Raw genomic sequence first — 12,628 nt, 5'->3', positions numbered from 1 at the left:
TGTTCCTGTCACTCGCTGGATTACAGTAGAAAAATCTAGGCAGTTCTTCTGACTCTGCTTCATTGCTTACCCCGCCTTCCCAGTTTCCCAGTGGCAATCATTGAGGTTTGCTCGACATTACAGCGGCGTGACCGTATTGGCTTCCAACCAATTTTTCTATTAAGTATTCACACCTAGATTTCCGCTTATTAAGTTTTATTACTGATTGGAATTATATCACGTTAGATTAATATTTGCAATAAAAACTATAATATATTCAACACTAAATATTTAAAAAACATCACTCTATTCCTCTTTTTTCATTTTCAGCAAATGACAGGCATAACTAAAAAATATGAGAAAATATATCGCCATAATAACCGGCCAATGCCATTCTACAGGCATTTTATTTGCCGCTGCTCTTAATGCACTACTAGCAGGAGTCAACGGTAAAATACTTAAAGACCACTTTATTATTTCAGGAAAACTGTCAGCTTTGAAAAATGTCCCACATAAAAAAGACATCGGCACTAAAACATACGTGCTAAAACTACTCATCTCTTCATGGCTGTCAATAGTCATTGCCGCCACTACTGCCAGTGCTGCAAACACAAAACAGTTAAGGACCAGCACTGGAATAAACCAGCCTCCCAAATATAAATGTACCCCTAATAATTCCGCAATAAGCACTATAATTACAGAAGAAATCAGTCCACGCACTGTACCTGATAAAACCTTACCAAAAACGAATGCAGCTCCTGAAATTGGCGAAATCAAATATGTTTCCAGAGTATGATGATAAATACGTGCCATATTAAGAGGAGCAGCAATAGTATTAAAAGAAATATTCATCGAATTAAGCGCGATCATACCTGGAATGAGAAAACTCAAATAACTCCCACCATCAACAGAAACATTTCTCCCCAACCCGATCCCAAATGCAAAAATATACAAAAAAGGCGTAATCATGCGCGAACATAAGAATTTAAAAAATATTTTTTTAAAAACCACCCAATCACGCCAAAAAACGGTATAGACATCATAGCAAAAATTACTAATCATTTACTCGCCTCCCCGTTAATTCAATAAAAACATCTTCTAAATTTGCTTCGCGCACAGTTGCATTAGAGTTTAATCCTGCCACATAAGATGCAGCCTGCTCACGATTATCAAAAAAATTATTAATCATGCCGTCTGCTTCCATATGTTCAACAACAACCCTGCCAACTTTTTCTTTCAGCTTCTGCGGTGTATCAACAGCTATAATACGACCTCTATTCATAATTGCAACACGCCTGCATAACTGATCTGCTTCTTCTATATAATGAGTAGTTAAAAGCACTGTCATTCCAGCTTCATTCATTTTACGGATCAAATCCCACATCTTACGCCGTACTTGTGGGTCTAATCCAACAGTTGGTTCATCTAAAAATAACATTTTAGGTTTATGCAAAAGTGCCATGCCAATCATCAAGCGCCGCTTCATTCCTCCTGAGTACCTTCTGGATTTGTCATCAGCCCTATCTGTAAGTTCCACAAATTCTAAAATTTCATTGATTCGCTGTTCCATAGCAGCTTTATTCTTCAAATGATGCAGCCTTGCCTGCAAAACTAAGTTTTCCCTTCCCGTAAGATCCTGATCCAAACTCATATGCTGCGGTACAACGCCAATTAGTTCCTTAATTCTCTCGCTGTCTTTTTCAATATCGTATCCGCATATTTTTACAGAACCGGATTTTTTCTTGGAAAGTAAGGTTAATATCCTGACTGTAGTAGTCTTCCCAGCTCCATTAGGTCCTAAAAGGCCAAATATCTCACCCCTTTTAATTTCCAAATCTATTCCTGCTACTGCAATACGCTCGCCAAAACGTTTAGTTAAATTTTCTATTTTAATCATCAAATCACCTATTTGTCATCAGTCTGTTTCTGAGCATTATATAGATTATAATACAGACCACCCCCTGACATCAAGGTAGAATGTGTTCCAATTTCTGCAACTTCACCATTATTCAAAACGATTATTTTATCTGCATTTTTTATTGTCGACATTCGATGAGCAATAATAAGAGTTGTTCTATTCTCCGCCAACTTGTCTAACGACTCCTGTATTAATTTTTCTGTATAATTGTCTAAAGAAGAAGTCGCTTCGTCTAGAATTACAATAGGCGGATTTTTCAAAAATACTCTGGCAATAGCAAGACGCTGTTTTTGTCCCCCGGATAGTTTCACGCCACGTTCACCAATTTCAGTAGCATACTTATTGGGGAGCTCCTCAATAAATTTGTCAGCCGCGGCCAGCCTGGCAGCGTTTTCTACTTCACTTTGCTCAGCTTCAGGTTTTGCATATGCAATATTATGCGTCACAGAATCTGAAAATAAAAAAACATCCTGCTGCACTATTCCTATATTACGACGCAGTTCCTGTTGTTTATACTGACGTATATCGATTCCATCAACTAAAATCCTGCCGCTAAGCGGATCATAAAATCTTAATAATAGGCTTGCAATCGTTGTCTTACCCGCACCTGTTTCTCCAACAAATGCTACAGTTTGGCCCGGAGCTATTTTTAAATTAAATCCTTTAATTACCTTTTTCTGATCAGAATAACCAAATACTAAATTATCAAATTCTATTTCTCCACGTATTTTTTTACAAACAACCGTATCTTTCTGATTGATAATTTCAGGTTTCATTTCCATAATTTCATAAAATCTCTGGAATCCAGCCATTCCACGTTGGTACATTTCAGTAAAAACCGTTAGACGTAAAAGCGGTTTCATAAATAAATTGACATATAACAAAAAAGCAACAAAATCACTCAACGACAGCTTATCCTTGGCTATTAACAACCCTCCACAAGCCAAAATAAGTAAGTTGGTAATATTTGTAAAAAAATTTACGCTGCCAGAAAAATAAGCCAAAATTTTATAAGATTTTCGTCTTGTTTCCAAAAAATCCAAACTTTTTTCCATAAATCTCGCCAGTTCATATTCCTCTTGAGCAAACGCTTTTACTAACCGTATTCCACCTAAACTTTCTTCCGCCCTGGCTGTTATTTCACCGCTTTTTATCCTGTTCTCTCTAAAAGCTGCTTTCATTTTTTTATTTACATACACAGTATGCAGCGTTTTAGCAATTAATAAAACAGCAATCAAAATCCCCAAGTAAACATTCATCCAAAAAAGGATGCCAATTGTACCAATCATAGTAATACAGCAAACAATGATGTCATTGGGTCCTCTGAATGACAATTCTCCTATTTCAGCTATATCACTGGTCAATCTTGACAACAGCTGCCCCGTCTTGGCATTGTCAAAATACTTAAACGACATTTGCTGCAAATGCTCAAACAAATCGCGGCGCATATCATTCTCTATCTTTGCACTCATCAAATGTCCATAGTAATTAACAAGATAGAGCAAACCGTAATTGCCCAAATATAAAATAAACAGTATACCTGTATCATGTAATAATCTATCAGTGTTTTTTTGTGGTAAGACTTCATTCAATATTTGCCGCACCAACATAGGAAAGACCAAATCCAGTAATGCAGCAACAAGGGAACCAATTACCACACCATAAAGTATGCTCTTGTACGGTTTATAATAATGTAAAAAATTATGAATCATGAAATACCCCTTTGTTTTCAACGCTGCCAGATATGCAGTCTATAGGCCCCAATGATCTTACCTTCAGGAGTTACAGCAGGAGCCTCTATTCCAGCTATCTTTTTTCCATTACTACTTATTGCAACTGCTTGTAATGGTCCTTCAGTATGAAAGAAATTCAATTCTGTCCCATCGTTTAAATCAAGCACTACCGCTCCATGAGCAGCGTAATTATGAGTTCTAACATTGCGTCCAACAGCACACGCCGCCATATTATTAGAAAAATCTATCTGCTCCATTGTCCCCAAGGCTCTATATTTATATTTAAATGTTCCATCATAATTAAATACGAACATACTATTATTACTTGGATGTTCAACCGGAGTCGGTAACTGCCAGTTTTCTCTATTAAATGTATTGATCGTTGTAAAAATAACGCCAGCCTCTGCAGCAAACCCATCTCGACCAGATGCATTAATCCAAACATTATCTATTTGAGCAGGTTTAGATAACTCACGCTGCCATAAAACTTTTCCAGCAGCATCAAAAAGCATTCCTCGTCCGTCACTGCAGGCTGCAGCCAAAAACTCTCCATCTTCAGAAAAATTAGGGCTGCCACGCATAACAGTGTTCTCGAACGGAGCAACAGGCGGTACTTCAATAGAATTAATCAGTTGACCTGTTTTTTTATCTATCAAATACATTGTATCACGGTATTTCATATCAGGTCTGATTTCATAAGCAGAAGTTGATAATACGACTTTATCGTTATTATCATTAACATCACACCAATTGATCCAACTATCAATATTTTCACTCTCTGGGAATTGCCAAAGCTGCTCACCGTTTTTATTAAAAGCAACAGCTTTACCATTATAGCCGCGCCCTCCATCTTTCGCTGTAACAAATCGATAAGCATTTGCGTAAACATTATCATCTTTATCAATACAAATATGTACGATGCTTGGATAAGAACGTTTGTCAGGTTCAACGCCAACAACCTTTTCAGCAGCAAATTTCCACAATATATCACCGCCATCAAGATCGATTGCATATAAGTTACCAGCCGGACTTTGCTCACCTACAAAAGTAATTTTTTCATCATGAGATACACACAGTGATACCAGTTTGCCAATCCCCAAAGAACGTTTCCATATCTGCTTGCCACTATTATCAAATAAAAATAATTCACCTCTATCGGTTCCAACTAACCATGCATTTTTAGAAACAATATATTCAATTAACCCTTTAGTAAAACCCATTCGATCATAATTTTCACTTGGAATATCACCTAAAAAAACACTTACTCCATCGCCCTTGTCTGTAGAAGAAAAAGCTTGCCATGGTGTTCGGTTGCCTGTTATCCAAAACATCAGACACCAGGAAATTATTAAAATGACAATTGCAATAATACTTTTTATTTTGCTCATAAATATAATTTCGTCCAATCATACACTATTCTTAAATTACCAAAATACAGACCTTGTTCAGAAAGTAAATATACTATTTTACTAAAAGTTATACCAATAGTAAAAATAATCAGTAAGCAACAGACAAATTTTTCTTTGGTGTGCCAAAACTCATCTTTCCGCGCTGTAGCCAGAAAGAACCCTCTGCTGACAACAGAAAGTGCCAAAGTCTGAGCTCTTCTAAGACAGCGAGCCAATAATGGTTTGGCAATATAAGGTAAATGCCTGATAATACTTTTGCGGCCAACTCTTGTATCAGAACGTAAACGTAAAGCGATAATAACCTCCCCTGCTTCAGCAGCCAGCACTGGCAAAAATCGTATCGCCGTCACAAGCATAAACGCTATCTGCGGAGATAGTCTCCAGGTGATAAGAGCTTTCAGCAATTGACGTGGATCGGAAGTCCAACAGACAAATAACCCTAAGGACAACATCATAGCTGACCTTAACCCCTGTACAGCTCCGTAAATAACCCCTTCGCGGTAAATATACAAACCGCCTGTTATTTGTCCTAAAACAGGCATAGTTGGTTCAATTATAACAAATAAAGGAGTCCTTGGTGTTTGCGCAAAAAACAGCGCCTGGCTAAACATAGACCCCCATAAACCCAGTAATAATAAAATTGCTAAAACCTGCCACTTATAAATAGATGTACGAGCTGACAAATGCAGTAATAACGTCGCAGTAAAAAGTAAAAACAATGTTCTGGGGTTATCAACAACTATAGCCAGTACCGCAACTAAAAACAAAATAAGCAATTTAGTTCTTCCATCCAATTTCCGTGCCCATACTGCAGCATCACAACCTTCCCATAACTGCCGTACTGACATAACGTCCAACCCCCTCTACTGTAATACATTTGGGTAATAACAACGCCTCGGAAACTTCTAATAATGGCGGAACAGTTAAACCGCCAGCTGACAGTATCCATCTATCAGATAGAATAACTTCCGGCGCTCCATTTGCAATAAGTTTACCGTTTGCCATAATAATCACTCTATCTGCAATTTCTGATGCCAACTCTATATCATGCGTACAAAAAAGAACGCAGCCGCCCATTTGAGAAAAATATGCTATGAGTTTTTTTATTTCTTCAAGACTTTGTTGATCTTGACCCGTTGTTGGTTCATCCAAAAGCAGTAGTTTGGGATTTCTTGCCAGCAAGGCTCCCAAAACTACCCTTAAACGCTGCCCTTTACTTAATGCGAGCGGAAAATCATTCGTATTATTTTCCAGTTTTAGTTTTTCAAGAAGCTCCCATACAACCTCTTTCCTAACTTTTTTATTTTTCCATGTTAATTCTTCCCAAACACTGTCAGCCAACAACATTAAGTCAGGTTCCTGACGTAAATAGCCTATTTCATATGCTCGTTCTCCAACCGTTCCACCCAACAAATCCAGTTCGCCTGACGACAGTTCTGCTAATCCACCCAACAAATTGATCAATGTGCTTTTTCCTGCACCGTTAAACCCCATCAGCGCTACAGTTTCACCTTTATAAAGCTCAAAATCTATACCTTGCAACGTATCGCTTGTAGAACCAGGATAACGATACCTTATGGCCTTGCCAGTTACGATTGCTTCACTACAAGCTTTTTTTGATCTTACGGTCAGTGCTGTTTTTTCTATTTTACATTCGCTTTTGATCAAATCAACAACTTTACTCGTTTCGTCTATCAGTTTAGACAAATGCAGAAACCGGCACAATTTAACTTTTTGCGGCTCTCTCAAACCATATTTCTCTGCAGAACCAATTTTTTGCCAGGCTAGTTCTATTGGACCATCATAAATAACTTCACCTTCAAACATCACTGCCAGACGCGGAAAATATTTTGCAAGTTCATTGACACGATGTTCAACTACAATGATAGTTATACCGTCTATACGATTTAAAGATACTAATAATTGCAAAAAATCCTCAACACCCTGTGGATTCATCTGACTTACCGGTTCGTCTAAAACCAAAAGCTTAGGTTTCGTGATGAGTACTGAAGCTAGAGCCAATCGCTGCCTTTGTCCTCCTGATAAAGTATGAATACTATTTTGTTCAAAACCGGCAAGTCCAACTCGCTCTAATACTTTTTGTACTTCAACTGAAATTATATTCTCATCAAGCCCCTGATTTTCAAGCGCAAAACCTACTTCGTCAGAAACAGTCATCGCAAAAAGCTGATCATCCGGCGATTGATAAACAGTACCAACCAATATTCCAATATCTTCAGGCGTCATCTCCGCTGTATCTTTATTATTCAGATAAATTTTCCCATCAAGTTCACCGGCGCCGGCAGTATTTAAAAGACCGCTGACAGCTTTAATGAGCGTAGACTTGCCGCAACCGCTGCAACCGGCCAAAAGCAGCATTTCGCCTTCTGTTACATGCAGAGACAAATGTTTTAATGTAGGAATTTTGCGTGTTTTATATCGGTATGAAACGTCACTTATTCTCAGCATATCATTCTCCCATAACCTGCTGCAATTTTATTCCAACCTTATAGCCAAGCCACGAACCAATACTGCTGTAGAGTAAACCGTTGATAAGCATATAAAGACCGATATACCAATCAGCATAATATAATCTGTAAAAAAACATCATTTGTTCTAAATTAATCATCGTTATAAATGCATCCGCAGTACCAATCAATATAGCAACTATAAAAACATATCCCGAGGTCAATTCTTGTTTTCTATAAAATCCACTGATATACAAAATGCTTTCCAACACAACTATATATACCATATAACTTAGTATACCAAGAGGAGTAAAGCGGCCAAACATAAGTCCTGCTAACATCCACTTCAATAAAAACATGAGTGCCACTATACCCGGCTTTCTGTAAATAACCAGTAAAGACATAACTAAAAGGTATAACAAAACCCCGTTCAATACTCCTGTAAGCAATCCGGAAAAAGGCCCTAAAAACACATGCAGCAAATCACCAAATAAAGTCGTCGGCACAACAATGCTGCCAAAAGCCACAGCCGCAAACAACGCAATAGTAATAGCGCCTTTAGCGCCAATATCAAAAATACATTTTTTTAATTGACCAATTGTTAAACAGACTAAAATAAAACAACCAAATGAAAAAGCTACAGCAAATAAACCCATACTACGTTTTTTAGCAATAGTTATGGGTACCTCCTGTATTTTTTCCTGCCCATTACCGAATACAGTCACACGTAAATTATATTCACCTTCCACAACTCTGAAATAATCTACATATAAGGGTATAATAAAAGCCTGACTTTTCTTGCCGTCTAATGATATCATCGCCGTAGACGCATCTTCTATTCCTGATTTCCCAGACCACCCATGCTCAGTTTCATTATCACTCTGACTGGCAGTACATAATCCAGTAGCTAGCTTGCCAGTAGCTTTATCTATCAACTCAGCTCTAAATTTCAAGATTCTTGTATCCTGCTGCGGATTACGCATCTCTAACAGCAGATGTGCTGCCGGATGATTAAAAACAGCCGCCCAATTAGTAGCACCATCCCCAGTCATTCTATTACGAAAAGATTCTAAGGCAGTGTCTTTAATATAAACAGTTCTCTCTTGGATACGATCATCTTTATTTCCCAAATTATCTACAGGCAAAGTAACAGATTGGATATACCAGTTAAATTTGGAACTGTCCAACTGTTTTTCTTGTAGGTTTATAGCATCTACGTTTTTTTCTCCAAATTCATGAGTAAAGGTAATATTATTATTCTTTTGCCAACTCTTGCCGCTAACTTTAACAACAATGTCATGTTTTCCTTCGGTAAGTTTTTCATTAGCCCTTAAATAAAGTAAATCAAAATTCTGTCCATAATTAGCTGGTAAAGTCCAACTTCTTTTAATAATCAGCCCTTTACCTGTTTTCACTTCCTGCCAGTCATCGTCTTCATTAAAAGTCAAACCTTCCGGCAATAGAATTTCTACATTGACATCCTGAGGTTCAGGTGCATCATAGCTTTCAATATTTATATAGAATGGATTAGTTGCACTCCCCACAGTTTTATAAATATTTTTATGTTCCAAACTATAAGGATAAACGGTTTCTAAATTTATACCTTCTGCAAACGCAGTCTGCGAAAGCATAAAAACAGCTATCACAATCCAACAAAAATTCCTTTTTATCATACATATCCCTTGCAGCAAATAAGTTCCAGCAATTCTCTATCGCGCTGGTATCTGCTGCTGTCCTCTTTTGTACTTATTTCAATTATCTCATTTGTGTTGTGGCTACGAATAACTCTGACTTGAGCATGATAAGCTTTACTCAAAACAGTCTCCGTAAATACATCGTCAGGCTTTCCGTCAGCAATAACAGTACCGTCTCCCAATAAAATTATTCTACTGCAGTATTTAGCAGCCAAATTCAATTCATGAACTACCATTAAGATAGTTTTTCCCATTTCAGTTAATGATTTACTAAAGCGAAAAATCTCTTCCTGATAAACCATATCTAATCCTGTTGTAGGTTCATCTAAAAATAAAATCGGCGTTTGCTGCGCCAAAACCTTAGCCAGCAAAATCCGCTGTTTTTGCCCGCCGGAGACTTCATTTACTGGCCTCTCTGCTAATTCTCTAGTACCGGTATATTCCATACATTTTAGCGCTAATTCTTCATCGGCGATACTTTCGCCTTTCCACCACTTCATATAAGGATAACGTCCTGCAAGCACTATATCTTTACCAGTATAGCCAAACCCAACTTCTACACTTTGCTGCAAGTAAGCAACCTCACGAGCCAGTTCTTTTTCAGCAAAGCTTTCCAGATTACGACCAAAATACAAAATATCACCGCTTTGCTTTGACAGCAAACCGCGGATCGTTTTCAGCAGTGTACTTTTGCCAGCGCCATTACAACCAATAATACCTACTATCTCGCCTTTATTTATCTTGGCATTAATATTTTGCAGAACTTTTTTATTTCCATAGCCAATCGATAAATCTCTCAGTTCAATAATAGTTTCTGTCATAATAGCCTCCTGATTTTATAAAACTATTTTAAGATAAGTTTATATTAAAAGTAAATCTCTGCTATTTCCTAAATCAAATGTTATATTAAAACTTATGTCTGAAATCAAGTTATATAGGCGGCTTTCAACGCCGCCTATAATATTTTAAAATTTATAATTATAGCTCAGCAAGAAATTGAAAGGAGTAGAATAATATTCTGATCCACTATGACTTAAATTGTCTTCTCTATTAAGCAAATTATCCAGTGTCAGCGAAATAGAGTTTTGTTTATCAGCATTATAGGTAGTTGTCAGACTTGTGAGAAAATAAGGTTTTTCACTAAACGACTGCTTACTGCTAGGAGTCTCAACCCTTTGAGCTAAATAAGTACCTTGTAAACTTGTTATCCATTTATCTTTTGTATAATTAATGCCACCATTCAATTGCCATCTTCCATACTTTCTATCCCAATAGGGCTTTTTAGTTCCCTTAACCTTAGGATCACCATAATTTATGCCCCAATTATAAGTAAATCCATCTTTACCAATAATATCACAAGTTATTTCCACACCTGTATTTTTAAAATCTTCATTAGTATATTTATATTCCGTTTTACTACTATCCCAGGTTGCAGTAATATTATCTGTGATATCAATATGATAAATAGCTGCTTTCCAACTATGATTGTCACTAACCCGCTTCCATCCTAATTCATAATTAGTTCCTTTTTGCGGCTTTAAATCGGGATTAGAGACAGCACTGTCACTAGCACCATACATTTGTGAAAAAGTAGGCATAATAAATGATTGTCCAACAATAGCATACAATGAATCATTTTCTGTTAATTTATGCAAATACTGACCAGACATACTAAAATTATCATAATTCTGGTCTTTATACCCACCAGTAGTCCATGTTTCACGTGCCCCAAAAATAAATTCATTTTTTTCATCAAATTTGTAGTCATATTGCCCATAAACAGCATAAATATTTCTTGACGTTACTTGATCAGGAGATTTATGGCCATCTTTACCATAATCATCATAAAACTCATTTTGATAACTGCTTCCCAAAATCAAATTGGCTTTATTTCCAAACTCCCACTTTTTTTGTATATCAGCTCCATATGTACGATTTTTCTCATCTGTATCATACATTTTTCCAGAATAAGCACCGCTTGTTGTGTAATTAGTATATCCATCTGCCATTAATTTATTCTGGTTATAATAGAAATTCCCCTTAACACTGTCATCTTGATATGTCATCTGCATTAAATTTTGCTTTGTTACATATTCTCTATTCTGTTGCAATGCTCCGCCTTTGGGAACGCTTTTATATCCATCATCAAACCATGTATCATATTTTACATTTGTTTCAAAATAATTATATAAAAAATTCCAGTTATCATTAATTTTATAGTTCAAAAATAAATTATTTTTATGAGAACTGTTCATATCTGTATGTTTGTCACCTTTATCATGTGAACGTGAAATTGTATCAACCTTTCCCCATTTTTCTAAGTTATAACCAACGCTTAATTTATCAGCATTAACAGTAGCATTGTATTTTTGTTGACCGTAATTACCAACTCCGGCAGTTACTGAATTTTTAAAATCTTGTTTAGTTATAATATTAATAACACCGCCCATTGCTTCACTACCGTAAAGCACGGATCCCCCACCTTTTACTATCTCAACTTTCTCAATACTATCAATAGGTATAGCATCTAAAAAATATTTTCCTCTCAAATTCATAGGAGATCCATTTAGCATAATCAAAGTACCATTACTTACACCTCTAATGGCTATTTCATTAGCCATTGTCCCCATAGCACCACCACCAGGTGCAAACGTTTTATAAACCAATCCAGGCACACGCCCCAAAGCAACCTGCAAATTCTGCGCACCTGTTGCTTTTAAATCTTCACTAGTCAGGATTGTAGTTGATGCAGGTACATCAACATCTCTTTTTTCTGTCCGTGTTGCAGTTACTACCATTGGATCTAACGTAAATACTTGATTTGGTTCCTCAGCACGTACTGCAGTACCCCCCCCAGATGACATTTCCAGTTACCAGTGCTATCATCAAAGCACTTATACCCATACTCTTTTCCAACATACGCTACTTCCTTTCAGAATTTTTTGTATTTATTGAAATAAAAGCATTTTCTATACCCATTCTTTAATGGCCTTATAGTATTTACTTTTATTAACAATCGGCTAATAAAAATAAAAATGCCTCCTGCTGAAAGCAAAAGGCATAAAACAGCTTAACTACAATAGAAAAACTGCTACATTACCTTACTGTCACACGCAGTAGTAACAAATAATCAGGCAGTTCTTCTGACTTAGGTTCAACGTTTATTCAAGCCTTCCCAGATATTTCCAGTGGCATAAATTTGAATTCACTCACCATTACAGCGACGGGATCGTATGGGATTTACACCCAACTTCTCTATTAAGACTAGCGTCACCTGATTTACGAAATATTTAATTTAATTAAGTATAATATAATTCTATTTATTTTTCAATATATACTATCAAATTCATATTGTGTCTTATTAGGGCAATATTTCTGTATTTATTTTCAAGAAATAAGTACTGGATTTTCTGCTGCATCGTTTTAT

Annotated in this window: 9 protein-coding genes and 2 riboswitches; all 9 genes read right to left on the bottom strand. The window is 36.6% G+C overall.

The window, feature by feature from the left end; genetic code table 11:
* Positions 1-21 precede the first annotated feature (21 nt).
* Positions 22-192, bottom strand: a riboswitch (cobalamin riboswitch).
* 93 nt (positions 193-285) lie between these two features.
* The 9 genes from C8D73_RS10255 to C8D73_RS10215 all read right to left on the bottom strand — a co-directional run bounded on the left by C8D73_RS10255 (position 286) and on the right by C8D73_RS10215 (position 12,065).
* Positions 286-1,041, bottom strand: coding sequence for an ABC transporter permease (locus C8D73_RS10255; protein ID WP_113078139.1), 756 nt, complete (start codon positions 1,039-1,041; stop codon positions 286-288).
* Positions 1,034-1,876 carry an ABC transporter ATP-binding protein gene (locus C8D73_RS10250; RefSeq protein WP_113078138.1) on the bottom strand — a complete coding sequence of 281 codons (843 nt, stop codon included), beginning with the start codon at positions 1,874-1,876 and terminating at the stop codon, positions 1,034-1,036. The genes C8D73_RS10255 and C8D73_RS10250 overlap by 8 nt, the downstream gene beginning before the upstream one ends.
* A gap of 8 nt (positions 1,877-1,884) precedes the next feature.
* On the bottom strand, positions 1,885-3,609 hold the full coding sequence (locus C8D73_RS10245; RefSeq protein ID WP_113078137.1) for an ABC transporter ATP-binding protein: 1,725 nt from the start codon (positions 3,607-3,609) through the stop codon (positions 1,885-1,887).
* A 17-nt stretch (positions 3,610-3,626) separates the two neighbouring features.
* The gene (locus tag C8D73_RS10240) at positions 3,627-5,018 is read right to left on the bottom strand and encodes an outer membrane protein assembly factor BamB family protein (RefSeq protein WP_113078136.1); all 1,392 of its coding nucleotides are present in this window, start codon (positions 5,016-5,018) and stop codon (positions 3,627-3,629) included.
* On the bottom strand, positions 5,015-5,887 hold the full coding sequence (locus tag C8D73_RS10235) for an energy-coupling factor transporter transmembrane component T family protein (RefSeq protein ID WP_021718600.1): 873 nt from the start codon (positions 5,885-5,887) through the stop codon (positions 5,015-5,017). The genes C8D73_RS10240 and C8D73_RS10235 overlap by 4 nt, the downstream gene beginning before the upstream one ends.
* Positions 5,856-7,508 carry an ABC transporter ATP-binding protein gene (locus C8D73_RS10230; RefSeq protein WP_113078135.1) on the bottom strand — a complete coding sequence of 551 codons (1,653 nt, stop codon included), beginning with the start codon at positions 7,506-7,508 and terminating at the stop codon, positions 5,856-5,858. Before C8D73_RS10230 ends, C8D73_RS10235 begins: the two co-directional genes overlap by 32 nt.
* A 1-nt stretch (position 7,509) precedes the next feature.
* A complete protein-coding gene (locus tag C8D73_RS10225) occupies positions 7,510-9,180 on the bottom strand; it encodes a hypothetical protein (protein WP_113078134.1) in 1,671 nt (556 codons plus the stop codon).
* Entirely contained in the window at positions 9,177-10,022 is an 846-nt protein-coding gene (locus tag C8D73_RS10220; protein WP_113078133.1) for an ABC transporter ATP-binding protein, read from the bottom strand. The genes C8D73_RS10225 and C8D73_RS10220 overlap by 4 nt, the downstream gene beginning before the upstream one ends.
* 144 nt (positions 10,023-10,166) lie before the next feature.
* Positions 10,167-12,065: a TonB-dependent receptor plug domain-containing protein gene (locus tag C8D73_RS10215; RefSeq protein ID WP_113078132.1), complete on the bottom strand. Its 1,899-nt coding sequence runs from the start codon at positions 12,063-12,065 to the stop codon at positions 10,167-10,169.
* 252 nt (positions 12,066-12,317) lie between these two features.
* Positions 12,318-12,494: riboswitch (cobalamin riboswitch) on the bottom strand.
* Between the last annotated feature and the right edge of the window lie 134 nt (positions 12,495-12,628).

Origin of the sequence: Phascolarctobacterium faecium DSM 14760, from assembly GCF_003269275.1 — a bacterium.
Classification (GTDB): domain Bacteria; phylum Bacillota; class Negativicutes; order Acidaminococcales; family Acidaminococcaceae; genus Phascolarctobacterium; species Phascolarctobacterium faecium.
Note: the sequence above shows the minus strand (reverse complement) of the source record. Positions and strands in the feature narration are given on the sequence as shown.